Origin of the sequence: Allobosea sp. AK1 (genome assembly GCF_006714945.1) — a bacterium.
In the GTDB taxonomy this organism is placed as follows: Bacteria; Pseudomonadota; Alphaproteobacteria; order Rhizobiales; family Beijerinckiaceae; genus Allobosea; species Allobosea robiniae.
On sequence record NZ_VFMG01000001.1, the window covers coordinates 119,106 to 145,372 of the forward strand.

24 protein-coding genes are annotated in these 26,267 nt (G+C 65.4%); 3 read left to right on the top strand and 21 right to left on the bottom strand.

What is annotated here, in order from left to right:
* Positions 1-31: 31 nt before the first annotated feature.
* The 17 genes from FHT98_RS00625 to FHT98_RS00705 form a co-directional block, all read right to left on the bottom strand.
* Positions 32-973, bottom strand: a complete 942-nt coding sequence (locus FHT98_RS00625) for an HlyD family secretion protein (RefSeq protein WP_091860904.1) — start codon at positions 971-973, stop codon at positions 32-34.
* Positions 970-1,230 (bottom strand): DUF3302 domain-containing protein, encoded by a 261-nt coding sequence (locus FHT98_RS00630; protein ID WP_142111770.1) that lies wholly within the window; start codon positions 1,228-1,230, stop codon positions 970-972. The genes FHT98_RS00625 and FHT98_RS00630 overlap by 4 nt, the downstream gene beginning before the upstream one ends.
* A 9-nt stretch (positions 1,231-1,239) precedes the next feature.
* The gene (locus FHT98_RS00635; RefSeq protein ID WP_142111772.1) at positions 1,240-2,274 is read right to left on the bottom strand and encodes a DUF1254 domain-containing protein; all 1,035 of its coding nucleotides are present in this window, start codon (positions 2,272-2,274) and stop codon (positions 1,240-1,242) included.
* Between the two features lie 18 nt (positions 2,275-2,292).
* Positions 2,293-3,702: a DUF1254 domain-containing protein gene (locus FHT98_RS00640; protein ID WP_142115645.1), complete on the bottom strand. Its 1,410-nt coding sequence runs from the start codon at positions 3,700-3,702 to the stop codon at positions 2,293-2,295.
* A gap of 173 nt (positions 3,703-3,875) precedes the next feature.
* Positions 3,876-5,132, bottom strand: a complete 1,257-nt coding sequence (locus tag FHT98_RS00645; protein ID WP_142111774.1) for a BatD family protein — start codon at positions 5,130-5,132, stop codon at positions 3,876-3,878.
* Positions 5,129-5,761 carry a tetratricopeptide repeat protein gene (locus FHT98_RS00650; RefSeq protein ID WP_210244309.1) on the bottom strand — a complete coding sequence of 211 codons (633 nt, stop codon included), beginning with the start codon at positions 5,759-5,761 and terminating at the stop codon, positions 5,129-5,131. Before FHT98_RS00650 ends, FHT98_RS00645 begins: the two co-directional genes overlap by 4 nt.
* On the bottom strand, positions 5,758-6,666 hold the full coding sequence (locus FHT98_RS00655; protein ID WP_248309115.1) for a vWA domain-containing protein: 909 nt from the start codon (positions 6,664-6,666) through the stop codon (positions 5,758-5,760). The genes FHT98_RS00650 and FHT98_RS00655 overlap by 4 nt, the downstream gene beginning before the upstream one ends.
* Positions 6,663-7,679: a VWA domain-containing protein gene (locus FHT98_RS00660; RefSeq protein ID WP_142111777.1), complete on the bottom strand. Its 1,017-nt coding sequence runs from the start codon at positions 7,677-7,679 to the stop codon at positions 6,663-6,665. Before FHT98_RS00660 ends, FHT98_RS00655 begins: the two co-directional genes overlap by 4 nt.
* Before the next feature lie 2 nt (positions 7,680-7,681).
* Positions 7,682-8,161 carry a DUF4381 domain-containing protein gene (locus FHT98_RS00665; RefSeq protein ID WP_142111779.1) on the bottom strand — a complete coding sequence of 160 codons (480 nt, stop codon included), beginning with the start codon at positions 8,159-8,161 and terminating at the stop codon, positions 7,682-7,684.
* Positions 8,158-9,156 (bottom strand): DUF58 domain-containing protein, encoded by a 999-nt coding sequence (locus FHT98_RS00670; protein WP_142111781.1) that lies wholly within the window; start codon positions 9,154-9,156, stop codon positions 8,158-8,160. Before FHT98_RS00670 ends, FHT98_RS00665 begins: the two co-directional genes overlap by 4 nt.
* Positions 9,157-9,165: 9 nt before the next feature.
* Complete coding sequence (locus FHT98_RS00675; RefSeq protein ID WP_113584273.1) at positions 9,166-10,149, bottom strand: AAA family ATPase; 984 nt, start codon at positions 10,147-10,149, stop codon at positions 9,166-9,168.
* 103 nt (positions 10,150-10,252) lie between these two features.
* Positions 10,253-11,212: a formylglycine-generating enzyme family protein gene (locus FHT98_RS00680; protein WP_091860928.1), complete on the bottom strand. Its 960-nt coding sequence runs from the start codon at positions 11,210-11,212 to the stop codon at positions 10,253-10,255.
* A gap of 40 nt (positions 11,213-11,252) precedes the next feature.
* Entirely contained in the window at positions 11,253-12,254 is a 1,002-nt protein-coding gene (locus FHT98_RS00685; RefSeq protein ID WP_465246899.1) for an HAD family hydrolase, read from the bottom strand.
* Positions 12,255-12,264: 10 nt separating this feature from the next.
* Positions 12,265-13,734, bottom strand: coding sequence for a DUF1254 domain-containing protein (locus FHT98_RS00690; RefSeq protein WP_142111783.1), 1,470 nt, complete (start codon positions 13,732-13,734; stop codon positions 12,265-12,267).
* Positions 13,735-13,817: 83 nt separating this feature from the next.
* Positions 13,818-15,413: an arylsulfatase gene (locus tag FHT98_RS00695; protein WP_091860937.1), complete on the bottom strand. Its 1,596-nt coding sequence runs from the start codon at positions 15,411-15,413 to the stop codon at positions 13,818-13,820.
* A gap of 139 nt (positions 15,414-15,552) precedes the next feature.
* Positions 15,553-16,371: a hypothetical protein gene (locus FHT98_RS00700; protein ID WP_142111785.1), complete on the bottom strand. Its 819-nt coding sequence runs from the start codon at positions 16,369-16,371 to the stop codon at positions 15,553-15,555.
* Between the two features lie 121 nt (positions 16,372-16,492).
* Complete coding sequence (locus tag FHT98_RS00705; protein ID WP_091860940.1) at positions 16,493-16,738, bottom strand: hypothetical protein; 246 nt, start codon at positions 16,736-16,738, stop codon at positions 16,493-16,495.
* 182 nt (positions 16,739-16,920) lie between these two features.
* Here FHT98_RS00705 and FHT98_RS00710 point away from each other — a divergent pair, with 182 nt between their 5' ends.
* Positions 16,921-17,934, top strand: coding sequence for a SphA family protein (locus tag FHT98_RS00710; RefSeq protein WP_142111787.1), 1,014 nt, complete (start codon positions 16,921-16,923; stop codon positions 17,932-17,934).
* Positions 17,935-18,111: 177 nt separating this feature from the next.
* Here FHT98_RS00710 and FHT98_RS00715 read toward each other — a convergent pair whose 3' ends face one another.
* Both FHT98_RS00715 and FHT98_RS00720 read right to left on the bottom strand, forming a co-directional pair.
* Positions 18,112-18,693 (bottom strand): hypothetical protein, encoded by a 582-nt coding sequence (locus FHT98_RS00715; RefSeq protein WP_142111789.1) that lies wholly within the window; start codon positions 18,691-18,693, stop codon positions 18,112-18,114.
* A 715-nt stretch (positions 18,694-19,408) separates the two neighbouring features.
* Positions 19,409-19,819, bottom strand: coding sequence for a hypothetical protein (locus FHT98_RS00720; RefSeq protein WP_139163611.1), 411 nt, complete (start codon positions 19,817-19,819; stop codon positions 19,409-19,411).
* A gap of 405 nt (positions 19,820-20,224) precedes the next feature.
* Here FHT98_RS00720 and FHT98_RS00725 point away from each other — a divergent pair, with 405 nt between their 5' ends.
* Positions 20,225-21,544, top strand: coding sequence for a porin (locus tag FHT98_RS00725; protein WP_142111791.1), 1,320 nt, complete (start codon positions 20,225-20,227; stop codon positions 21,542-21,544).
* Positions 21,545-22,355: 811 nt separating this feature from the next.
* Here the strand turns inward: FHT98_RS00725 and FHT98_RS00735 are convergent.
* Together FHT98_RS00735 and FHT98_RS00740 are read right to left on the bottom strand one after the other, a co-directional pair.
* A complete protein-coding gene (locus tag FHT98_RS00735) occupies positions 22,356-23,696 on the bottom strand; it encodes an ATP-binding protein (protein ID WP_142111793.1) in 1,341 nt (446 codons plus the stop codon).
* The gene (locus tag FHT98_RS00740; RefSeq protein WP_061969064.1) at positions 23,693-24,355 is read right to left on the bottom strand and encodes a response regulator; all 663 of its coding nucleotides are present in this window, start codon (positions 24,353-24,355) and stop codon (positions 23,693-23,695) included. The genes FHT98_RS00735 and FHT98_RS00740 overlap by 4 nt, the downstream gene beginning before the upstream one ends.
* 164 nt (positions 24,356-24,519) lie before the next feature.
* On the opposite strand from FHT98_RS00740, the gene dsbD reads away from it, so the two are divergent.
* Entirely contained in the window at positions 24,520-26,256 is a 1,737-nt protein-coding gene (gene dsbD / locus FHT98_RS00745; RefSeq protein WP_248309309.1) for a protein-disulfide reductase DsbD, read from the top strand.
* Positions 26,257-26,267 lie beyond the last annotated feature (11 nt).

A 26,267-nucleotide genomic window follows, 5' to 3' on the forward strand; every position in this document is an offset into this window, starting at 1 on the left:
CTTCCATGACGCGAATGTCGGTTACGATGAGCTAGAATGGGTTGACGTAGTTCGTGATGGCGATCTGGCGCAGCAGGACCTTCCGGATGACATGGGCTGCCTTGACCCGGTCGGTGAAGATCGCGGCATCGCCGGCGCTGCCGGCTGGCAGCATGCGGGCGAAGGCTTCGTCGTCGAGCTTCACGCGGACAACGAAGGGCGCTGCCTGGACGGATTTCGGCGCCACTGCGATGCCGGAGGTCTGCACCTGGCCTGTCGCGACGGCCTGGAGCACGCTCTCGACCTTGCCCGTCTGCACCGTTCCCGGCGCCCATTTGAAGGTGAGCTCGACCGGCTGGCCCGCCGCGACATAGCGCGCGTCGATCTGGTTGATCTCGACGCCGAGGAGGGTGTCGGCGGTATCGATGAAGGCCATCACCGGCGCCAGCGGCAGGCTGGTCACCCGCGCGCCCTTGCGCAGAGCGAGATTGGTGACATAGCCGTCGGCCGGTGCGCGCACCGTCGTCTTGTCCAGATTCCACTTCGCGCCGGCGAGCTGGGCCTTGAGCTGCTCTACCTCGGCCTCGCGCTGCTCGACATCGAACGCCCGGCCCGTGCCGCGCGACTGGAGCTGGGTCATCTCGGCAAGGCGCGTCTCCTGAAACTTGAGTTGCGCAGCCAAGGCATCGACCTGAGCCTGGAACGGCACCGGATCGATCCGGAAGAGCACGTCGCCGGTCTTGAGCGGCGTATTGGCTGTGACCGGCACGTCGACTACCTCGCCTGCAACGTCCGGCACGATCGCGACCGAATTGCGCACGACCAGCACCGGTCCCTGCGGCGCGCCCCAGTTCATCGGGATGAACAGCCCGATCAGCAGGACGAGGAGAACAAGGACCGGCGAAACCTTCCAGAACAGGTTGAAGGGCACGACCTTGAGCTTCACCAGGATGAAAAGCAGCGCCAGATAGGTGTTGAGCAGGACAACGATCATCGCGCCGTCTCCGCATCGCCAGTGCCATGGCCCGGTTTTGCCGGCACGTCGACATAGGCCCAGATCAGCACCACCGGCCAGAGCACGAAGCCAAGGAAGAGCGTCACCCAGCCGCCGACGGCAACCGCATCAGCCCAGGGATGGTTGCGGCGCCTGGCGACCATGCCCGGCCACATCGCCATGAAGACGATGACGAAGACCGTGCTGACGACGAGCACGACCAGGACGATCCAGGCGAAGATATCGAGACCGGACATGCCGGGGCCTCACTGCACGGGCTGCGGCTCTGGAAATTTCCAGCGGCCGTTCAGAACCTCCGCTCGCGGGCGATAGAGCCGGACCGTGTAGTTCCAGCCCTTCATCACCGGCAGGCAATTCGGGATCTTGCCGTCGCAGCCGCCGAACTGGACGTCGACGGCGCCGTCGGCGCTCTTCTTCGCGGTGATGTTGTTCAGCGAATAGGCGTTGTAGGCGTTCTTCTCGTAGTAGCCCTCGGCATTGTAGACGCTGACCGACCAGAAGGCGTCGACCGGCACGGACCCGACCTTGAGCCTGTAGACGGTCGTGCCGTCATTCTTCGCGGGCGTGAAGCTCAGATAGGTCGCGTCCTTGTCGGGATTGCCGCCCCAGCCCGCGGCGGTCACAATCAGGTGGCGGATCGGATCGACCTGCCCTTTCTGGCCGAAGCCGTTCTTGAAGCCGCCTATGGTGGAGGCCAGCACCAGGAGGGCATCGCGAACCTTCTTCTGGCTGGCCTCGTCCCATTTCGGTATCTCGAACGTGCCGGAGCCCTTCTGCCCGAGCTTGAGCGCGTCCTGCAACGCATGGACCTGCTGGAGATCCTTCGGATCGTTGGGATCAACCAGCGTGCGCACGCCGACCATCGCGTAGCGGGTGCCGGCCTTGGCGCGCGTCAGCGTCACCGGGCCGGGCTTATAGGAGACGAGCGGCACATAGTGGTCTTCGTTGATGACCTGCAGCGACATGAAGCGCTTGCCGGCATCGGGCAGGGTGATCGTCACCGGGCCGGCATCGAGGTCGACGACAGCCGAAGAATAGAGCGTGTCGCGATTCAGGCGGATAACGGTCTGGTTCTCGATCTCCGCCGGCATTCTCCGATGAATAAATTTGCCGAGGCCGCCGTCCTGGACGGTCCTGCTCATGTAGAGGTCGGATTCCGCCCGCGGAAAGTTATCGACCGTGACCGGAACGGCGCTGCCTGGCCCGGCGCTTTGCTGGGCGAAGGCAACGCTCGCCATAGCGAGCGACAGCACGACCTGGGATATCAGACTGACATTCATGGCCGATCTCATCTCGATTCAGGGGGTTGCGACCTTCTCGACGTCGGGCAGTACCCAACTCTTGTCGAACAGCGCCTTGGTCGGCGCGTAGGCGCGGAACATCAGCTCGAACTTGCGCCCCGGATCGGTGGGCACCCAATTCGTCTCTTTGCCGGCCGGCGGCTTCGGCCCGAAATAGACCTCGAGCGAACCATCGGCGTTCTTCTGCATCTCAGGGATTTGCGAGGAGCGACTGGCACGCGGCATTCCCCGGATCAACGCATGTGTCTGCCGATCATAGGCCGTCACCGACCAGTATTGTTCGACCGGTGCCTTGGGCGGCACCGTCAGGCGATAGGTCCTGGCGCCGTCGAAGGCGTCGCCATCCTTGTCACGGATCGAGATCATGTAGAATTGGCCAGCGCCAAGCCGCTTGATGCCGATATAGGCGTAGCTATAGGCGAGGCCGCGCAGGTCGGTCGGATAGGCATCGGTGTCGTTGTAGCCGCCCTGCGCCAACTTGATCAGTTCGGGGGGCGCCGGGAAGGTCCAGCGGCTCGTCGGCGAGAAGAAAGGTGGCAGCCCGGCATCGTATGTCCGTTCGAGCCAATCGCGTGCCTCTTGCACGCCGGCAGTCAGCTCCGTCGTTCGCGCTTCGTCCGGTCGGTAAGGCTTGCCCTTCTCGATGCCCAGCGACTTGAGCTGGTCGATCATCGCCCGGTCGCGCGGCAGCCAGGGCTCCGTCTGCACGATCCGGTCGAGATGCGCGAAGAAGCTCGCATCGTAGCGGATCGTCGAATCGAAGCCGATGTCCTTGACGTCGTTGAACACTGTCGCGGGGGGATGTGCCGCTTGCGACAGTGGGTAAATCTTCATCCGCTTGCCATAGGCAACCGAACTGGCGACGTCGGCCTCACTGTGACTCTTCAGGTTCGAGCGAAGCAGCATGTAGCCGCCGAACGTGTCGGATTGCAGGGGAATGTAGCCGCGCGGCGGCTTGCCCTTGTAGCCCGGCGGGAGGACGAGATACTTGCCACCCTTGCCCTTGTCGGCGCCGAGCAACCCGGCATCTTCGAGGGGCATTTGCCAGATCGTGACGATATTACCGTTGAACGAGCCTTTCGCGTCGCCGGGCGGCAAGTCGAGTACGATCGGCCCGTCCTTCGTATTGAAGAAAGCCATGAAGTAGAGCGCGTCGGGATTCGGCGTCAGCGTCTGATTCTTCGAATCAAGCGGACGGCCCCAATAGATGACCTGATGCACCTTGCCCGGTGTTTTGGTCAGCATCTCCTGCAGCATCAGATCGTAATTGACCGCAGGCATCCCCCAGATGACGGCCTCGACTGCGCGCCGTTCAACCAACCGGCGTTCAAGGTCACCAGGGGCTGGCTGCTGCGCCTGCGCGGCCGCGAAGAGCAAGGCGAAAATGGCAGTGAAGACCGCTCTCATCATGGGCTCCCACGATCGGCGTCACACGACCACATCTGCCGAAGAGCGGTTTGCGTCTTCTCTGTCTGCGTGACGAGGAAAGCTCGCACGCGCCGTTGCCGCGTTTAAGACTGTAACGGTTACGAGAGTGAGCAGCAGGTACCGCTTGCCCTGGCACGCTGCGATAGGCGGATTCACGTCGCTGGGTTGAGCGGGGGCAATGGACCACCCGCGCTTCGATGAGACCGAGGGGCGTGCCGCCACGCCGAAACAGCACGCGCCAGCTCCCGCCCGCTTCGCCTGTTCCAGCCCCCGCCGCCGAATACCGCGCGCTCGAGTTCCGCCAGGCGTGGGGCTACGCGCGGGTCTCTGCACAAGGCCTCCCGGTCAGCCGAGGACAGGCGGCCATGCCAGATCGCGAAGGCACGATAGCTTGCGCCGGGTTCTCCGCTCCTCGCAGCTCTCCGCAACTGCCGGCGCGCGAACCATTCCGAGCCACCAAGCCCGATGACGGCCTGCCGCCAAACCGCGTGGAGGCGCTCGCGCAGCAACGCCAGCGAGAGCAGCGCGATCAGGATCAGAGCCAATCCCCCAAGCGCCCACGGCCATATGGCAGGTCTGCCGGAGCGGGAGGGTTGCGCTGCGGCCGCAACCATGACCGTCAGCCCCGGCAGCGTTTCGGTCCTCGCCCTCTTGTCGGCGAGACTCCACCAGGGCTGCGACAGGGCCGGCAGCGCGAAAGTCCCCGGCTGCTCGAAGACGTAGGTGACCTTGTCGGTGCGAAGTCCGTCCACGCTGCCGCGGTTGCTGCGATCCTCGATCACCGGCGGGTCGACATAGACCCGCACACCGTCCGGCGCCTCGAACCGGAACTCGGCCATCCCGAGCGCCGGCACGCCCGCCGCCTGACGCCGGATCGACCTGACCACCGCATCTCCGGCGCGAAAGGAACGCTCCCGCGGCTCCGGCGACCAGCTCTCGCTCGCGCTCACGCTATCGGCGACAAGTACCGGGCCGGACGGGTCGATACCGGGAGGCACGCTGGCGGTGAAATGCGTCCTCGTGCCGGTCATCGAACCCGTGGGGTCGCCGTCCCGCGTCAGCAGCGTGACGGCCGGCGCCGGTATCGCAATTTCGCCGCCGCGCCGCGGGAAGACGACGAATTCGAAGCTCTGGCCGACATAGTCCCGGCCATCGATCCGGTCACGGATGGTGATCGCCTGCGTCTCGAATCTCAGGATTTGGACGCCGGTCGCTTCCGGCACGCGGACGACCGGCGGGTGCTGCATCTCGCCGGGGAACAGCACCGCGACGGTGAGCCGAACCGGCTGGCCGATGACGATCCCGCTCGCGGGATCGAGCGTCGTGCGGATGATCGCCGGCTCGGCAGGCGTCTGCGCGAGCGCGATCATCGGGACAGCGAGCAACAGAAGCAGGAGAAGAGCTCTCACGGCGCTGCTCCCGGCTGCGTACCGAGCTGATAGGCGAACTTGGCCCGCAGAAAATCCGCCGGGCGGGTCTGCACGCGTTTCAGCCAGAGCGCGCGCACCGCCTCGTCCGACATCGGGGTCGCCGCCTGGACCGTCGTGTCCTCGCCGCCGGGCTTGGTCTTGTCGAAAACGACCTGATCCGGCCGAGAGTCGGTTTGCCCGGTCTCGCCCCCCTCCGTCTTGCGGCGCTCGGCGCGGATGCGGGCGATCTCGCGGTTGCGCAGCGCTTCCGGCCAGCCCGGTCGCAGCACGAGCGACCGGTCGAAGCGCTTCAACGCCTCGTCATACTGACCGAGCATCACCAGCGCATTGCCCTGGTCGAAGGCTGCCGCGGCCGTATCGCGCGCCGCGAAGGCTTGGGCCGCGCCTTTGAAATCTCCGGCCCTGAACAGGGCGACCCCACGCCAGAGCGGGTCGCGAAACGCCTGCGCAGCCTCCACCGTCTGGCCCCGTTGCAGAAGCAGGCGGCCGCGTTGGTCCGGGCTCAGCCACAGATCGCGAAAGCCCAGCCAGCATCCGACCGCCAGCAAAGCCAGAGTCGCGAGAAAAGCGAGGGCCGCATAGGGCGTAAGACGGTGCGAGCGGATCATGCCACCCCCCAGCCACGCCGGAACCAGGGCAGCGCCAGAAGCGCGAGGATCGGGACCAGCCAGTAGCCAGCCTCGCTCCAGTGATCCCCCTCGCCAGCGATGCCGGCAGCATTGTCGCCACGGTCGAGACGGCGGACGATGGCCGCGACGTCAGACTGGTTGGGCGTGGTTGGGACCACCATGCCGCCCAAGGTCTTTGCCACCTCGGCGAGCCCGGCCGACTCGGCATCGCGCAGGGCCAGGATCGTCACCGGCGGCGAACCAGCCGGCAGTGATTCCACGCTGCCCGGTAGGGTCTCATCGGCGAGGAGGAGGATCGCCCCGCCCTGACCGATGCCGGCAAGCGCGCGTCTTGCCAGAGCGAGCGCGCCGGCAAGATCGTCACCCTGCTTCGGCATGATCTCGGGGGAGAGCGCCTTGGCAAGGTCGAGGATGACGGCGCTGTCCGGCGTCGGCGGCAGGACAAGATGCGCCGAGCCGGCATAGGCGATCAATGCCGTCGAGGCGCCCTCCCGGGCCGCCAGGATATCTGCCAGCTTCTGCCGGGCGCGGTCGAGCCGCGTCGGAGCAAGGTCCTCGGTCAGCATGGACGGCGTGACCCTGAGCACGATCGCGACGGGAGGCTTGGCCTCGGCAAAAGGCGAAGGCTCGCGCTGCCAGGCCGGTCCGGCGATCGCGGTGGCCGCCAGCGCCATTGCGGCGAACAGCCAGTCGGCGGGGGGGATGCGCGCGCGCTGGTCGCCCCCGGTCAGGAGATAGGGAAGCAGTGCCGGATCGATGACACCGCGCCATTGCTGTGCGGGATCGGAGCCGCGGCGCGCCAGAAGCCAGAGGGCGGCTGCCGGCACGAGCGACAACAGCCAAAGCGGGCGTTCGACATGGAGGGCGGCGAGTGCGTTCATCATGGCCCGGCCTCCGTAACCATAGCCGGCCGGGCAGGAAGGCGGCGCATATGCCGGCGCAGGGTGCCGACTGCCTGCGCGAGCAAAACCAGCGTGAGCGCTGCGGCGAGCGGCACCCAGTACACATCGCGCCGCGGACGAAAGCTGACGCTGTCGATGCGGCGCGTCTCGATAGCGTCGAGCCGTTGATAGATTTGCGCGAGCCCGGCCCGATCCAGCGCGCGGAAGAAGCCGCCGCCCGTCGTCGTCGCGACCTCCTTCAGCGCGGCCTCGTCGAGCTTGTCCTCGCCGGCCGCCTGCGGGTCGCCGACCGCCACCGTGTGAATGACGATGCCCTTGTCCTTCGCAACGCGGGCGGCCTCGGCCGGCGGCACCTTGCTCAGCGTGTCGTTGCCATCTGTCAGCGCGATGATGGTCTTCGCCTTGACCGTGCTCCGGGCGAACAGCCCGATGCCGAGGCCGATCGCGTCGCCGAAAGCCGTGCGCGGCCCGGCCATGCCGACGGCCGTATCACGCAGCATGGCGCGGCAGAGATCGAGATCGGTGGTGAACGGTACGAGCGCGAAAGGCGCGTCGCCGAACACGACGACCCCGACACGGTCGCCCTTGCGGCGCGACAGGAAATCGTCGAGCACCTGCTTCACCGCCGTGAGGCGATCAACGGTTGCCCCGGATGCATCGACGAAATCGCGCGTATCCATCGATCCCGAGAGGTCGACCAGCAGCAGCAGGTCGCGCGTCGGCAAGTCGCGATGCAAGGGCGGTTCGATCCATTGCGGCCGGGCAAGCGCCGCGATGACGAGCAGCCAGACCACCACCAGCACAACGAGGCTGGCGGGCTTGCGCCTCGCGACCACGCCGCCTGAGAAGGGCTGCCGCCCGCTGAGCCGGACCAGCCTGTCGAAGAACGGCACAGTCAGACCGGTGCGCCGTTCGGCATGCGCAGGCAACCCGAACCAGACAAGCAACGGCAGCGGGATAAGAAGCGCGATCCAGGGATAGGCGAAGCTCAGCATCGTCACGCTTCCTTCGCCGCTCGCCCGCGTTGTCCGCGCAGCCAGTCCTTGGCCTGCGCGACAAGCGCGCTCTCCCCAGGCGCGCGTGCACCGGGAACGAACATGTCCGTCAGGCCCTCACCCAGATCGGCCGTCTGGATGCCGGCCGGGGTGGTCTGCTTGATGAATGTTGCCCAGCCCGGCCCTGTCAGCGACGCCACCTCTTCCCGGCCGTACGCGACGATCGCCGCGCGCTTCAGGACAGCCGAGACCGCTTCCGCCGTCTCGGCTCCACCTCCGGCCAATGCATCGATCTCGGCTTCGGCGCCTCGGAGATAGGCATCGGCCCGGTAGCGCCGAAGCGCCCGCCACGCCACGACGGCCAGCATTGCCCCAACCGTCACGCCGACGATCCAGACACCGGCTGCGGGCGGCCAGAACGATATCGGCTCCGGCAAGGCCAGGTCGGCCATGTTGGCGAGATCGCCGGGGTCGCTGCTCATGGCGCTCTCCCGCCGAGGCGGCTCAATCTCTGAGCCTGGCGCCGGCCGATCAGCGCGCGCAATTGCGTGGCGACGTCGCGTTCGGTCGAGATCGGCAAGACCGGAATGGCTCGATTGCGCGACAGCGCCGCGAGCCGTGCACGCCATTGCACGCGCTCTTCACTGAACCGGCTCCGCAGAGTGGCGGATGATACATCGACCTCGAGCTGTGCCGATCCGGAACTGAAAACCGCAAGGCCTATATCCGGCAGGTCCTGCTCGAGCGGATCATGGATGAAGACGGCCAGAACGTCGTTATGGGCACACAGGCGAGTCACCAGACGATGGGTGTCGTCATCCTCGCCGGCGGCGTCGGAGATCAGGCAGATCAATCCGTCATGTGCGACCATCCGGGCCGCGGCGGCGAGCGCTTCGTTCAGCCGCGCGGCTCCGCGCCCGCTCGGCGAGAGCGGTGTCAGGGCAGCGTTCTGGCGGGCGACCTCCGCGAGGACGCGGACCACGCCGTGGTCGCGGGCCTGCGGGCTGACGGTGACGATGCCGTCATCGCTGAGGACGACGGCGCCGACACGATCTCCCAGCGAGGTCACGCGCCAGGCCGCGAGCGCCGCGACCTCCGCGGCGGCGACCGATTTCATCATCCGGCGGCTGCCGAAGAACATCGTGCTGCGCTGGTCGACGAGCAGCAGCACTGGCCGGTCGCGCTCCTCCGAATAGACCCGGATATGCGGGCTGCCGAGCCGCGCCGTCGCGAGCCAGTCGATGGTACGGGTATCGTCACCCTCGAAATAGTGCCGCAACTCCTCGAAATTCAGCCCGCGCCCGCGCAGGCGCGAGGCATGGCGGCCGGCGAGCAGGCTGTGCACCGGCTGGCGAGGCTGGAAGCTGAAGCCATGGGCGCGGTGCTTGAGGCGCAGCAGTTCGTCGAGGGGGACGAAGGCGCGTGCGGATGCCGCTGGCTTCGTCCCCACTCCTGACCGTTCCCGCATCAGTGCCATGTCCGGCTCCTAGATCGCGACGGCGACCTGCTTCACCACCTCGTCCAGCACCGCATCCGCATTCACGCCGTCGGCACCGGCCTCATAGGCGAGCGAGACGCGATGCCTGAGGCAATCATGCACGACCGACTGGACGTCCTCGGGCGTGACGTAATCGCGTCCCTGCAGCCAGGCATGGGTTCGCGAGCAGCGGTCGAGCGCGAGCGAGCCGCGCGGGCTCGCGCCGACCGCGATCCAGCTTTTGAGATGCTCGCCGAATTCGGCCGGCCGCCGCGTCGCGGCGATGAGCGCGACCATGTAGGTCTCGACGACGTCCTTCGTCGCGACCCGGTCGATTTCCGCCCTGGCCCGCAGAACGGCCTCCTGCGGGATCTTCGCAGGAGATGGCGCCGGACTGCCGGAGGCGGCCGCGTTCTCGGAGCGGACCAGCCGCATCACCTTCACTTCGTTGGCGTCGGATGGGTAATCGATCCGGATATGCATCAGGAAGCGGTCCATCTGCGCTTCCGGCAGCGGATAGGTGCCCTCCTGCTCGATCGGGTTCTGGGTCGCCAGGACCATGAAGAGCAGCGGCAGATCATAGCGCTTGCCGGCGACGGTGACGTGCCGCTCCTCCATCGCCTCGAGCAGGGCCGACTGGACCTTGGGCGGGGCGCGGTTGATCTCGTCGGCGAGGATGAGATTGCCGAAGACGGGGCCCTTGCGGAACTCGAACTGGCCGTCGGGACGCAGGATCTCGCCGCCGGTCACGTCGGAGGGCAGCAGGTCCGGCGTGAACTGGATGCGGCTGAAATCGGATTCGAGATTCTTCGACAGGCTCTTGATCGCCCGGGTCTTGGCGAGGCCCGGCAAGCCTTCCAGCAGGACGTTGCCGTCGGCGAGCAGCGCGATGACGATGCGCTCGACCACCTTTTCCTGGCCGATGATGTCCTGGTTGATCCGGTTCTGGAGTTCCCGGACGGCATCGCGTGCGCTCGGTCCGGCTCCATCCATCGTCCCATTCCCGAAAACGCCGACATCTGCGTCGATCCGGAGATTTGGGCGGCAGGCCCGGCGAAGTCAGCCCTGTTACGGTTACGGTCGCACCGGGAGGTCGTCAGCCGCGCTCGCGCAGCACGCAGCGGAAGCCGACATGGCTGGTCGAGGTGTCGACCGGTTCGGCATGGCGCGCCGCTGGGCGATAGCGCCGGCAATAGCTCGGGGCGCAGAGGTGCGAACCGCCCTTCAGCACCTTGCGGGCAATGCGGATCGCCGGCTGACGCGGATCGTAGCTTTCGGCTTCCGGGCCGCCACGCGGATTCTGCGGCACGCAGCAGGCTTTCGGCGCATCGGCCTGATGGCGCACGGACCAGAAATCGGCGGTCCATTCCCAGACATTGCCGATCATGTCGTGGAGCCCGTAGCCGTTGGGCGGAAAGGCCCGGACCGGCGAGGTGCGCGCCCAGCCGTCCTCCCTGGTATTCTCGTGCGGGAAGCTGCCCTGCCAGGTATTGGCCATGTGGCGGCCATCCGGCATGAACTCGTCGCCCCAGGCGAACTCGCTGTCCTCGCGCCCGCCCCAGGCCGCGAATTCCCATTCGGCTTCGGTCGGCAGCGCCTTGCCCGCCCACGCGGCATAGGCCTCGGCATCGCGATAGGCGACGTGGACGACGGGATGATCGTCCAGGCCCTTGATCGAGGAGCCGGCGCCATAGGGCTTGCGCCAGGTCGCACCGAACCTGAACGTCCACCACTGCGCCCAGTCGTGCAGGGCGACCGGATGCCTCGGCGGGTCGAACATCAGCGACCCCGCCCGCAGCATGTGAGGCAGGGCGCCCGGATAATCCCTGGGATCGGGGGCGAGCTCGGCGAAGGTGACATGGCCGGTCGCTTCGACGAAGCTGCGGAACTGGCTGTTGGTCACCGGCGTCGCGTCGATCCAGAAGCCGTCGACGTTGGCGCGATGGCTCGGCGCCTCCTCGGCATAGTGCCGGTCGGAGCCCATGCGGAAGGTCCCGCCTTGAATGCGGACCATGCCGTCCGTAAGCAAACGCGCCTCTGCGATCGCGGCGTTCATTATGGTTCGCGCTCCCTCGATCGTCCCTATGCTGCCATGGTCACGGCTTGCCGGGGAAGACCGTCTTCCAGTCGGCTTTCATGTCGACGATGGTCCAGCCCTTGGCCCGGCCCTCGTCCAGCGCCTTGTCGAGCTTGCCGATCGGCGAGTTGCGATCATAGGCCCATTCGCGCTCGGCGTCGGTGTGATGGACGATCAGCGCCAATCTGGGACCGTTGCCTGCGGCGGTATACTGGAGCATCTGCAGGTCGCCGTCGGAATTGCCGAAGGCAAGGATCGGGCGGCGCCCGATGAAGCGGTTGATGCCGACCGGCTTGCCCGGACCATCATCGATGAACTCGGCCTTCGCCTGCTTGAACAGGTCCGGCCTGCCGCTGGCATCGAGACGATAGGTGACGACGCCCGATGAGCCCACGACCTGCTCCGGCGGGATGCCATAGGTCTTCTCGGCGAAGACCCGCATGAACTCGACTCCGCCGCCCGAGACGATGAAGGTCTTGAAGCCTTGGCTGCGAAGAAAGCGCAGCAATTCGACTTGCGGCTGGTAGACCATCTCGTCATAGCGCCGCTGCTTCGTCGGATGCCGAGCCGTGTCCAGCCAATTGCCGACGATGTTAGCGAAAGCGTCGGTCGTCATCCCGGTATGGGTCGTCATCATGGCCTGCAGCAGGCCTTTGCCATGGTCGGCGGAAAGTGCCTTGAGGTCACGGGCGAGGACCGAGCGGTAAGGCTCCTTGCCCTTGAGCTCGGGCTTCTCGGCGGCCAGCCGCCTGATTTCGTCGAGCGCGAACTGAAGCTGGAAATAGACCGGCTGCTCGGCCCAGAGCGTGCCGTCATTGTCGAAGGTGGCGATCCGCCTTTCGGGCGGTACGAAGTCCGGGCCGCCCTCCTGCGTGACCTTCCCGACGAAATCGAGAATGGCCTGCTTGGCCTTGCCGTCGTTCCAGGACGGGAGGGGCTCGGTCTGGGCGAAGGCCGGCGCGCCCAAGCTCGATAGACCGGCGGCAAGCAGAGCAAGGACGGTTCGGCGCAGCATGGCCATCGCGCCCTCCTCAGTTCGCTTTCAGCACCGGGGGCGGGGTCCACGCTCCCTGCATCACCTCCGCCTTCGGCCAGTAGGCGCGGACGTAAAGCGAGAAGTCGCCTTTCGGGGCCGGGAGCCAGTTGGCGCGCTGTGCGGGATCGCTGGGAGCTTCGGACTGAACGTAGATGGTCAACGATCCGTCAGTGTTGAGCTTCAGGTCCTTGTTCTTCGTGCCGACCGAGAAGCGGTTGATCGGGTTGGCGACGAAGAAGTGGTGCTCGTTGTAGATCGACAGGGACCAGAACCCGTTCACCGGCGGAGTGCCCCCCTTCGGGAAGGTGACGGTATAGCGGCTCGCGGCATTGAGGCGGCCACCCGCATTGTCGAGGTCCTGGTAGAAATACTTGGTCTCGTTCGGCGAGTTCACCATGATGTTCGACTTCGCCACTGCCGTTCGGGTAAAATAATCGGTGCCGAAAGCGGACTCGTTCGAAATCGTCGACCAGTTATGCGGGAGCTGCTGGCCGTAATTGCGAAACTGGAAGAGCGGCGTCACCAACCTCTCATCGGCCTCGGCGGCACCTTCGGTCATCGCCCGCTTCAGCTTGGGATCGGTCTTCGCTGCGGTGAGCACGGCGAGCACCTGCGCATAGCGAGCTTCCTCTCCCGGAAGCGGCGGTGCGTCGGCCAGGACGAGGGCCAATTCGTCGACGAATTTCTCCGGAAACACCCAGCGGGTCTCTGTTTCGCTCGGAGGCGGAGGCGGCACGACCGGCAGGTTCGTCCAGTTCATCGTCTTCACCGTCCCGTCGAACTCGGCGAGCGGGTACATCATGATGCCCGGCAAGACGGACTGGATCGCCCGCTTGTCCTCGGGCGTGTCGTCCTGGAAGATTCGGGGGGCCATCAGCCCGGTATTGCTCGGGGATCGAAACACCTTGGTGATCCCGGGCGGGACATCCCCGTTCCAGTTCGGCCCTACCAGCAGATAGAAGCCCGGCATCGTGCCGTACATCTTGCCGAGCTGGACGAAGCTGTCGGTGCGCAGATCGACGGTCTGATAGACCCAGAAGCGATCCCCGAAATCGGGTACCTGGATGACGACCGGGGAGATGTCGAGCGCGAGCGAGCCGATCCCGTAGACGACATCCTGGTTCGGGCAGGCGATGGAGCGCTCCTCCGGTTCGACATAGTCCGTCAGCATGGCGAGTCGATTAAGCGGAGCCTGCATCAACGGACCGGAGCGAGCGGTCTCCTTTACCTGGGCGAAATGCAGGCGACGGTTGAAGATATTGACCATCGGCCAGGTCCAGAAATAGGCGTCGCGACCGACGAGACGCGCATATTCCTCGGTGATCTTCACACGCGTATCGGGGCCGGGCGGCAAGGCGCGGCTCCAGCCGGGCGAAGCCTGTAAGGCGGGTCCCTGAGCCAGGGCCGGCATGCCGATCAAAAGCGCGACGACGCCAAGCAACGCACCAGAATGAATGGCCCGCATCGAAGTCTCCTCCCTCGCCTGACGCTCTTGCGTCGAAAGCCTACGGGCCGCTCGATCGAACGGCCCGTGGCGAGAACTCACCCCTATTTCGAGGTCCGGGCGGCGGCCTGATCGAGGTTCTTCATCAGGGCGTCCACCATCTGGTCGACGCTGAAGCTCGCCGGCCGCTGGCTCGGCGGGTAGTCCTTGAAGGTGCCCAGGAAGGGAGCGACCTTGTAGACGCCGTACTGGATCAGATAGGCGTTCCGGGCGAGCCAGTCGTAATACTGGTCGGAGACGACGTCGGCCCGTTCCATCGGATCCATGCGCAGATTGAAGACCTTCGGGGCGCGCAGGCAGGTGAAGGGATTGGCCCAGACCTCGAAACCGCCGGGCTTGCGCTGTTCGCAGAACACGACCTTCCAGTTGTCGTAACGATAGGCGACGAGATTGCCGTCGTCGTTGAAGTAGAAGAACTCGTTGCGGGCCGATTTCGGCTGCTGACCGGTGAGGTAGGGCAGCTGGTTGTAGCCGTCGAGATGGACCTTGGCCTGCTTGCTGCCGAGGCTCGTGCCCTTCTGCAGCTTGTCCTTGATCTCGCCGTCGCCCGCGGCAGCGACAAGGGTCGGGAACCAGTCCAGGCCGGAGACCATCTCGTTCGAGATTTCGCCCGCCTTGATCTTGCCGGGCCAGCGGATCAACGCCGGCACACGGAAGGCACCTTCCCAGTTCGTGTCCTTCTCGGAGCGGAACTGCGTCGTCGCGGCATCCGGCCAGGACCACTGGTTAGGGCCGTTATCGGTGGCGTAGACGACGATGGTGTTGTTGGCGATCCCGAGATCGTCGAGCGCCTTCAGCAGCTTGCCGACATCGCGATCGTGTTCGACCATGCCGTCGGCGTAGTCGTTCCCGGGCATGCCGCTGATGCCCTTGTTGGCTTCGCGGATATGGGTGAACACATGCATGCGCGTGGTGTTCATCCAGGTGAAGAACGGCTTGTTGGCTTTCACCTGACGCTGCATGAAGTCGATCGCCCCGGCCGTGGTCTCGTCGTCGACCGTTTCCATGCGCTTGCGGGTGAGCGGGCCGGTATCCTCGATCTTGCCGTCGGCGGAGGATTTGAGCACGCCGCGCGGCGAGCCCGACTTGACGAAATTCGTGTCGTTCTTGGGATAGTAGGGGCCTTCCGGCTCCTCTTCGGCATTGAGGTGGTAGAGATTGCCGAAGAACTCGTCGAAGCCATGCCGCGTCGGCAGGTATTCGTCGCGGTCGCCGAGATGGTTCTTGCCGAACTGCCCGGTGGCATAGCCGAGCGGCTTCAAGGCCTCCGCAATCGTCACGTCGCGATCCTGCAGGCCGACTGTCGCTCCGGGGATGCCGACCTTGCAGAGGCCCGTGCGCAGGCAGACCTGCCCCGTGATGAAGGTCGAGCGCCCGGCCGTGCAGCTGTTCTCCGCATAGTAATCGGTGAACATCATGCCTTCCTTGGCGATGCGGTCGATATTCGGCGTCTTGTAGCCGACCAGGCCGTGCGAATAGGCGCTGATGTTGGATTGGCCGATATCGTCGCCGAAGATGACGAGGATGTTCGGCCTGGCCGAACTTGGCGGGCTTGGAGCGGGTTGCGCTTGCGCCGGCAGCGCCGACAGGCCCAATCCGACCACAAGGCCGACCGCGGCAAGGAATTTATGGCGTCCCATGAAACACTCCCGGTTGCGGATCCGTCGCCGGGGATTGCGTCTCTGCGAGAGCGCAAGCCTGGGTGCGCGACGCCGGAAAGTCGCATGGAGGTATCGCGCGCTTAAGGCCGTAACTGTATCGACAGCGCCCTTCCCGAGCTCAATGGGAGGCGATCACGGCCGAGATGGATTGCGCCGCGGTCTCAGCAAGATCGTCGATCAGCTCGAAGCAGGGCGTCGCCTTCGCGACAAAATCCCGGAAGTCGGAAGCCAGCACCTCGCCGTTGCGCAGATCGCTGAAACGCCAGGAATAGCGGCGCCGCTCGGCCAGCGGACGCACGGCGATGTCGAGGGAATAGGTCTCGCCGGGATGAGCGAAAAGTGCGTTGATCGAGCCGGTCGCCGCGCTGCGCTCTACCGATGGAACGACGAGCGTCTTGAAGCGGGCCTTTCGCAACAGGGGAAGCAGGGCATCGGTGAAAAGCTCACCACGCAAAGCAACTTCGGGGTCCGCCTGATCCGAGTGATCATGGATCACCACCGCCGCTAGCGACCCGTCCGCAATCTCGGCGACCATGCCTTCAAGGAGGCAATCGCGCCCCTCCCGTCCGGCCAATCCGGCTGCCCAGCCGAATGTCGGCACATAACTGCCGCGCGGTATCGTGATCCTGATGCGATCGCCGCTTCCCGCACCATCATAATAGGCGTTCAGCGCCGAACGCAGGCGCGTCGCCTCGATGCGAACGATGGGATCGACGGTCGGGTCGAAGCTGTCATCCCGACCGAAGACGTCGACGCCGATCGAGTAGGCTTTGATCCGGTCGGAACGCCCACCGATCGTCTGATTCACGACGAAGCTCAGGAAGCGCCTATTTCTTTCCGAGATTCTGAACGAACCGCTGGCTACCAATGCTTCGAGAGCCGAAAGTACTTCTCCAGGCGAGGGCTCCTCACCCTCGGTCAACACCTTTCCGTCCATTGCTCCGCCTCCAAAGCCTGGATCGAAAAACTATCTCTCAACAATCGTTGTAACAGTGACGCAACTATAGCGAGCTTGGCAAGCACAGACCCTCGCCACGGCATGGCCAAGAGCGACACCGTTAGGAAATCCTCTCCAGAATATCTTGTTCTGTCGCGGAAGCGAGCGCGTTGTATTCCTCCGCGCGTTCCCGGCCAACCACCGAAGGTGATTTTGCCCAATAGGCCGCTGCCTCCCAGGCGGCCTCGTAGGCTTCGCACAGTTCCGCCAGGCGGATGTCTTGGCCGTATTTCTCACGCAGCGCGGCGCGCCGATCCGGCCAGCGGAGCATCAGGCGGGCAAGCCCGCGTTTTTGCGCCTGTTCCATATGAGACATCCGTCGAAGCGCTGAACGCATCCAGAGCCTATACGCCCGTAATCCTGCCCCGGATGCAGTCGATACAGTTGCAATGCCGGCTGTTACGCTCAGTCCGATTATTTACCTCCTCAACTTGACGCTACGCGCTGAATCATCGGACCGTCCGTTCTCGCGACGGGAGGGCGCAGATCATGAAGCGATTCAGGACCGCGCTTCTTGGGGCCACGGTCGCCTTGTGTGGCAGCCTGACCCATAGCCAACTTGCAGCGACGGAAGGCGGCGCAAGCCTGTTTCTCCCGGGATTGCACGGCCCCGGAGCCGGCATGCTGCCGCCACCCGGCTTCTATTTCGAGAATGACTTCTATTCTTATTCTGGACGGCTTTCGGCAGGAACCCAGACGCAGTTCGGCGGCGCCGTACTAGCCAATGTTAAAGTCGAGGCGCGGGCCAATTTCATGACCCCGACCTGGGTCACTCCTTTCCAGATATTCGGCGGCAACCTCGCTTTTGCCGTCTCCATCCCATTCGGCACGCCGCGAATCAGCGCTGGTGCCGTGATTGCGGCGCCCCGTCTTGGCCGCTCCTTCGGGCTCAGCAGCCGCGATGCCACCTTCAATCTCGGCGATCCCATCGTCTCCAGCTTTATCGGCTGGCATGCCGGCAATTTCCACTGGCAGGTCGGCGGCTCGCTGAGCATTCCGGCCGGCGCCTACCAGGAGGGCGAGCTCTCCAATCTGGCGTTCAATCGCTGGATCGGCGACGTTTTCGCGGCAGGGACCTGGCTCGACCCCAAAATCGGCCTCGACATCTCCGCTGCCGTGGGTTTCGAGATCAACGGCAAGAATAAAGACACCGACTACCGCAGCGGCAATGCCGTGCATGCCGACCTCGCGATCACGCAGTATCTCAGCAAGGAATTCTCGATCGGCGTGATCGCCTCGCATTACCAGCAGGTCAGCGGCGATGGCGGCGGCGGGACCTCGCTCGGCTCCTACAAGGGCCGTGTCACCGCAGTCGGCGGCTCGATCGGCTATAATTTCAGCGTCGCGGGCACTCCGGTCGCCGCACATCTCAAGGTGCTACGCGAGGTCAGCGTTGAGAATCGGCCCCAGGGAACGATCGCCCTGATCAGTCTCGCCTTCGCCTTCCCATTGGGACATGTTCCAGCCCCCGCTGCTCCGTCTCCGACGGTCGTCAAGCGCTGATAAATCAGTACACACGTCCGCAATAGCGTTCCGGCTGAAAACGCCCCGGGCAACGCAGGCTGCGGCCTCACCCCGCCGGCATCGTCAGCCTCGCCCAGCGTGGTAATCCACGGCGCCGGCTTCCCCCTCGAACCAAAACGAGAGGAAAGCCACCGTCGAGGCGCTGGGGACGAACGTCTAGTTCAGGATGATGTAGAATGCCTCGGCGAGGGTCAGATCGACCATGTCGCCCCTCCGCAGACGCAGCAGATCGGCCTTGAGCGTGGGATCGGCGACCTTGAGCGAACGCGCGCCGAACGGGCCGACATAGCTCACGACGCTCGTGGCCGCGTCGAACCTTTCAAACCGCGCGGTCAGCGTGATCGTCCGCACGACGAACCTGTCCGGCAGGTTCTGGAATTGCGGTTCGCCGGCCGCTTCCGTGTAGACGATCCCCGGCCTGGCCCCGCGCCTGCTGCGTCCGATATCCAAGAGCGCGCCCTCGATCCGTCGGATCTCGACCCTGTCGCCCTCGCGAAGCCGTTCGAGATTGCCGAACGCCGGCGGGACGTCGACGCGCCAGGTGTTGCCCTGCTGCTCGACGACGACCGAGCGATCGGTCCGGTCGATCGACACCACCCGGACATTCAGGCGTTCGATCTCGACCGGGCCGACGCCGGCGACGATGACGGTTTCGCTGGCGATCTCGGGATACGGGGCGCAAGCTGCGACGCCCGCAGCGATCGAAAGCGCGACGATCAGGCTGATATGCCTCGGCATGAATACCTCCGTCTTGAATCGGCCTATTGCAGGCCGGTCTGGTTTCTCTCGCAATGGCCAGTCTTCTCAGGGTGGGCAGACGTCCCAGAAGCCCTGCGTTCGCTGCGGATTTGTGTAGAACCAGCAATAGCCGGGTGCCGGCGGTTGCGAACTGACATAGGCTCGGGCTGCCGCGGCCGTTGCGAAGCCGATTGCCGCCCCCGACACGACCGCCAGGCCCGGATGCCACCAATAGCCGGCTGGGCGGACCCAGGGACGGACCGGGACGGGCGCAGGCCGATAGCCGGGGCGGACAACGGCCCCACGACCCGCAACGACATTCCCTCGTGGCCCGCGCGCGACATAACCCCTGCCGGCCACAGCACCGCGCGGCCCGCGAGCGACATAGCCGCGCCGGGCGACTACGCCGCCTCTCGGCCCGACGGCCACGCCCCGTTCAGCAAAACCCCGGCGGTATTGGGTCGGCTCGACGAACTCGGGCGCGACATTCCCCAGTCTCGATCCGATCGGCGTGAATGCCTGTGCGTCAAACGAAACGAGCGAGATCGGCAACAGCGTCACGGCCATGGCCTTCGATACAAGGCCGACGATCGACGCTGCCCGAAGGGAGCGGGCCGCGTTCGCACTCAAGAACGACATCATCCATCTCCTTCTGTCCCGATCCGTCTCATCAACGAGAAAAAGCAGAGCCAGGTTCTGTGCTGGCGGGCCGCTGTTACTTGTCGCACCTGTGGTAGCTGGTCTCGACCTCCGGAAACTCCGGGTCGAAGCGCAAGACATCGCCGTCGGGCTTGAAGCGGACGGACACGCTCGACGTCTCGAAGATAACTGCAGTCTTGCAGCCGAGCAGAACGGTCAACACGTCCCCCTTCTGCTTCGAGGAGATCACATCGCAGGTGGCGTTCGCACCGCGAATATGCTTGCCGGTCGCAATAAATCCCGACCAACCTTCGGCTGAGTGCTTGAAGACGAGTTGCCCGTTGCGTTTGGCGAAGACCTGGTCGCAGCTCGCCGCACTCGTTGCCCACGCGCCTTGCAGACGCTCGACCGCCAGGCTCGGCTGCCCGATGGCCGTGGCGGCGACCGCGAGAAGCGCCAAGGCGACAGGTTTCGTACCTCGTTTCATGCTTTCATCCACTGAAGTGTCGGCCCGATCGACCTTGCCCGCATGTCGCGGCAGGCAATATCTTCGAACGAACTCCGCAGAGTCGGAAGCAGTTTGGCGGCCGTAACTGTTACACTCCAGAATGCGGATGCTCGACAGCTACCGGACGAAGACGCTCGAATTTGCAGACCCAGCCAGAAATTTCGCGGGGCCGCCGGAAACATGCGCGCTCCACCAAGCCGCTAACGCGCCGCGTAAGCGCCGACTTGCAAAGCCGGAGCGTTGGTACGCCTGATGGCGGAACCGTCGGCATTACGCAGCTCCCTTGCTCACAAGAAGCGAGATCATTGGATGAGGGGTCTCGAAGCAGGTTGGGGATTTCGCGGCATTCGTGGCGCTCAAACGCGACGATCAAACGAGAAGTCGATGTTCGTTCCTAAACGCATGCTGCCTGACGAGAAGCGCGTTCCGCCGGTTCGGCGCGGCGCTCTGTCGATCGCGACCAGAATGCATGCGGCAATGGCGCTTGCCGCTATCTGTATTCCCGTATTCGTAAGCCCACATGCGCTCGCGGCCAGCAAGCCTCCCCTGTTCCTGCGCAGCTGCACGATCACCCCTCCTGAACCGAGTCCGGTTTTTTCATTTCCTGCCGCCTCGAAGCCTGCTGCGGCAAGCGATGACGAAGACGATGATGAGGATGACGAAAGCCCCCGCGGCTTCGTATCGCCGGGGTTAGGCGCCTGCGTAGCCGTCTCCGGCACGGTGAATGCGGGGCTCCAGCGCGACAGCTACAAGGCGAACGCGCTGGCCCGGGCGACCGGTCTGGTACCGCAGGGGGCCATCAGTTTCCCGCTGAGCGCCTCCTTCCGCATCGAAACCGGGCAAACGCTTTCCGATGGACACTATCTGGCGAGCGCCTTCGAGTTCTCGATCGACACGTCCAGCGACGGTGGCAGCGAGCTCACGATGAGCGAGGCCAGCGTTACGTTCGGCGCGTTCGCCTTCGGGTTGGCGGGCTCGCGCTTTGATTTCTGGACCGGCGACGACTTCGCCTTCATCGGTCGGATTCCGAGCCGCACCGTTGCGCTGATCGGCTACGAGCGACAGCTGACCGAACAGCTTAGCCTGTCGCTGTCGGTCGAAGACACCTCCGCCGACCGGCGCACGGTGCTGCCAAACCGGGGCAATCGCGTGCCCGACGGTGTCGCGCGTTTGCTCTACGAGCAGGGCGGTTTGACGTTGCACGGAGCCATCGCGGCGCGTGACGTGCCGGGCGGTGGTTCCGGCCGCGTCGGCCGGGCTGCGATCCTCGGCGCGACCTGGGAGAAGACGCTGCTGGAACGGCCGTTGACGCTGACCGCCCAGATCGCCGGGGCCGTGGACGCGGCCCCCTATATCGGTTCCAGGCTTGACCAGCGCACGGCCTTTTCGGCCCTGACCGGAGACCTGACAACGCGCGGCTGGTCCGGCGTAGTCGCTATCGGGCGTGAATGGACGGATGAATGGTCGACCAACACCTATGTCAGCCGGTATCGGCTTTCGATTCCGACCCCTTCCAGGTTGGCCGGCCTGATTCAGATCGACCGGGTCGCGGCAAATCTGGTCTGGGCGCCGGTCGATGGACTGCGCATCGGCCTCGAAGGTTCCATCGCTTGGCAGAAGCTCGACATCGCCGGGAATGCACGCGCGGCGAGCCTCTCGGGCCGGCAAAGTTCGGCGCAGCTTTTCTTCGAACGAACCTTCTGAGGACCATCCTCGATTACGCATGCGCGATTATGATCTGCAGTGTGGAAGCAATGTGTCGAGCTGAACCCCGCCAGCGTCGTCCTTCGAAATAAGGCAAACTTTTTACTCGGCCTTCCTCTTCGCTGTCGGCCCGCCGACAAAGGCAGCAAGGGCTCGTCGCATGCACATTAGCTTCGCTAATGAGACAGCCCGAAAGCAGACACCTTCAGAGTCCGCTTAGGGCCACAAACGCAGGTCGCTCTTCCGGGTGAGATGCGTCAGTTGCGGACATTGGGAGCTTACCCAGAAGCTGACGTTCGCGAGGGATAGGCGCCGAATCTGAGGACGACCGTCCTGCAAGGGGTATCCTCTGCCGTCGCCGAGTGGACGTTAGATTTCGGGAGCGGGCTGGTCGCCCGTGCGACGAGTAGGTCTTGAATGGCCAACCCGGAGCTATCGAACACGGTGATATCGGCATCAGCATCCTACCCAACACCTCGCCGGTTAGATCCATCCGGATACGGGCGAGCGCCGCGACTTCGTAGCGGGCCTGGTGGCCAGTTCCAAAAATGGCAAGCATGGAGGCGTCGCGGCGCGCCAATAGATCGGTCGCGACCGCGTCAGCCTCCGCCTCAGCCGCGTGGTAGGCGTTGGGCGGAAGTCAGAAAGGCGTTCGATCGTTTAGCCGAGGCCGGCTGCGCGGAGTGTGTCACTACGTCTGCCTCAGGCAAAAACGGGATCATCTTGTTCGTCTTCTCTACTTTCTACGACTGAACCGCTCGACAGGTCCAATGCGGCCGGATCAAGCAGCGAACATTGGCTACGCAGCAAGTCAACTGCGGGAATCGGGTGCCATCTGGAGCGTTGCTTCCAGGCCGCCATGGTCGCCGCGGTTGGTGAGACGGAGTTGTCCGCCCATGCGCCGCACGGCAGCATCGGCGATCGCCAACCCAAGTCCGGTTCCGATCGCGCTCTTGTTGCGGCCGCGGAAGAAGCGCTGCGTGACGAGGGGGATTTCATCCTCTGGAATGCCCATACCCTCGTCTTCGACCACGATCCCGTTCCCGGCCGCAGCCTTGCGCCAGGTCACCATGCCGCCTGAGGGCATGTGCCGCACAGCGTTGTCGTGGAGGTTGCGAAGGGCGAGCGTCAGCAGTTCGCGGCTGACGACCACGGTCAGCTCCCTGAGCGCGGGTTCGATCGTGACCGAAATGCCCGCTTCGGGAGCGGGGGCCGTGGCCGTGATCTCGTCGAAGACGTCACCGATGATGACGGGCTCGCGAGCCTGCGGCTCGGCATTCGCGTCGAGCTTCGCGAGAGCCAGCAGCTGGCGCACGAGGCGCGTGGTCCTGTCGACGGAGAGCACGATCTGCTGCAGCGCCCCCTGTCTGACCTCCGGGGCGGCGGCGCTCATCGCGATCTGGGCCTGCATCTTGAGCCCTGCAAGCGGCGTCCGCAGCTCATGCGCCGCGAAGGCCGTGACCTCCCGTTCGTGCCGCCGGGCCGCCTCGACCTTGGCGAACAGACCGTTCAGTGCCTGCGTCAGCGGCTTGACCTCCGCTGGTGCGCGAACGGGATCGATCGGGCTCATATCGTCGGCGTCACGCCCGCCGACGTCGCGGGCCATCGTCCGCAGCGGCCGCAGGCCTCGCCCTAGGCTGATCCAGATCAGCAGGGCGAGCAGCGGTGCGATCAAAAGGGCTGGCGCCAGCAGCCCTTTGATCAGATCGGAGACGAGGCGGTCGCGCAGGCCGAGCCGGTCTCCGACCATGACCCGCGCGCCCGTGGCGGCATTGGCGATGGTGTAGATGCGCCAGGTCTCGCCATCGACGACGCGGTCGGAAAAGCCCGCCGCCGCTTCCGTCAGGCGGCTATCGGGCGCACCGCTCGACCGAGCCATCAGGCGGCCGTCCAGCGACCAGATCTGGCACGAAAGCTGGCGCTCATAGCCCGCCCCTTCTGCGGGCAGGCTCGGAAGGACGGCAGCGGGGGATGTCATGTCGGCGCTGGCAACGAGCGAATTCACCATCCGCGCCGCCTCCTGCAGACGGGTATCGAGGACGTGCTCCAGCTCCCCGCGCGTCCCAGCGTAGATCCACAGGACGGCCGACAGCCAGATCACCCCGGTCGCGCTCAGCAGGATCGCGAAGAGGCGCCCGCGCAAGGAGGTCATGACGTCACCCTGATCCGGTAGCCGAGGCCGCGAACCGTCTCGATCACGTCACGGCCGATCTTGGCCCGCAGGTGGTGGATATGGACTTCGACCGCATTGCTCTCGATCTCCTCCTGCCAACCATAGAGCCGATCCTCGATCTCGGCCTTGGAGCGCACCGTGCCGGGCCGCTCCAGCAAGGCCGCCAGCACCGAAAACTCGCGCCGGGACAGTGAGAGAGGCACGCCGTGCAGGGCGACCGACAGATTCGACGGGTCCAGCATGATGCCTGCGGCGGCAAGGCAAGGCGACGCCCGCCCCGAGCCACGCCGGGCGATGGCTCGGACGCGGGCACCGAGCTCGTCGAGGTCGAATGGCTTGCCGAGATAATCGTCCGCCCCGGTGTCGAGGCCGCGGATGCGGTCGGATGTCTCGTCCATCGCCGTGAGCAGCAGAACGGGGGTCTGGTTGCCCGATCCGCGCATCTCGCGCAGCAGATCGAGGCCGGAGCCATCCGGCAGCATCAGGTCGAGCACGACCGTATCGAAGACAGAGGTGGACAATGCGGCGCGCGCATCGGCGCATGTCCCGACGCAGTCCACCGTCATGCCGGCGAGGCCGAGCCCCACCTTGAGCCCATCGGCCAGAACCGGATCGTCCTCGACCACGAGAATGCGCATGTGTCGGTATCCTCCCTCGCATCATCGATCCCGGCGATCAGGCAGCCCAGCCTTAAGGCTGGCTTAAGCTGCGATGTCGAGATGGCGGCCTCAACCGATCGAAGGTCGCCATGCACCGTCCGTTTCTCGCAGCGCTCGCCAGCCTCGCCCTCTGCCTCATGGCGATGGTGGGCGTCGCGTCCGCCGCCACGACGCGCCCGGCCGACGAGGTCTTCCGCCTCGGCGTGGATCGCGCTGCCGACCGTAGCCTCATCCTCACCTGGACGGCCTTGCCGGGCCATTACCTCTATCGCGAAAGCCTGAAAGCGCAGCGGCAGGACGGCACGCCATTGACGCTTTCCACTGAGGCCGGCGAGCAGAAGGACGATCCCAATTTCGGACTGACCGAAATCTATCACGGCCAGACGCAGGCCCGCATCGCGGCCAGCGACGCGCCGGCAACAGGCACTCTTGTCGTGACCTATCAGGGCTGTGCCGAGCAGGGCGTCTGCTATCCGCCGATCGTCAAGGCTGTCGATCTGGCGACGGGTGCCCTGTCGAAGGCGCAGTCCACCTCCGTCCCGGACACGTCGCCGGCTGTCGCTTCCTCTCCCAGCAACGCAGCGACAGCCGTAGCACCGGCCGGTCTGTTCTCCGGCAGCTTGGCGTTGACGCTGGCAAGCTTTCTCGGCTTTGGCCTGCTCTTGTCGCTGACGCCGTGCATTTTTCCGATGATCCCGATCCTGTCGGGCCTGCTGGCTCAGACGGGCGCGCAACTGTCGGCCAGGCGTGGTTTCGTCTTGTCGGGGGCCTATGTGCTCGCCATGGCCTCGGCTTATGCCGCCCTGGGCGTCGCCGCGGCGATGTCAGGCCGCAACTTGCAGATCGCTTTGCAGACACCCTTGGCCCTCGGGCTGATGAGCCTCGTCTTCGTCACCCTGGCGTTGTCGATGTTCGGCCTTTTCGATCTGCAGCTTCCGCAGGGCTGGGGCACGCGGCTTGCGGGAACCGGCCGCGGTCGCAGCGGCTCGCCGGGCGGTGCGGCGATGCTCGGCTTCAGCTCGGCGCTGATCGTCGGTCCATGCGTAACGCCGCCGCTGGCGGCCGCGCTGCTCTATGTCGCGCAGACCGGAGACATGGTGCGCGGGGCGGCGGCGCTGTTTGCGCTCGGCCTCGGCATGGGCCTGCCGCTCGTGCTGTTCGGCACGTTCGGCGCTCGCATTCTGCCGCGGTCGGGCCCATGGCTCGTCAAGGCGAAGCAGGGTTTCGGTTTCGTTTTCATCGGCCTCGCCATCTGGATGCTGGCGCGCGTGCTGCCGGCCGGCATTACGCTCTTGCTGTGGGGCCTGCTGGCGATCGCGGCCGGCGCCTGGTTCGGTGGCTATTCGCTAATCCGCGACCATCTGCGCCTGCTGCCGCGGTTTGCCGGAGCAGCTCTTGCGTTATACGGCCTGGTATTGGTCGGGGCGGCTGCGACGGGGCGACCGGATCCGTTACGCCTCGCGGTCTTTCTCGACGGGGCCGGCGCGTCGGAGCCAGCTGCGGCAATGGCGTGGGCAACGGCGAGAGTCGTCTCCACGCCCGCCGCCTTTGATGCCGCGCTCACTGAGGCTCGAGCGGCGAAGCGGCCGATCCTCGTCGATTTCACCGCCGACTGGTGCACAATCTGCAAGGAGATCGACCGCGGCGTGATGCGCGATCCCGCCATCAGCGCCCGCCTCGACAGGCTCACGATCATCCGCGCCGACCTGACCGTCTATGGCAGCGAGGGGCAGGCCCTGATGGACCGCTTCGGCGTCGTGGGCCCGCCGACCCTGCTCTTCATCGATGCCGGCAGCGGCCGTGAGGTCGATGGGGCCCGCACGACGGGCGCCACCACCGTCGATGCCTTCGCGGCGATGCTCACGAAAGCCGGCGCCTGACACTGCCTCTC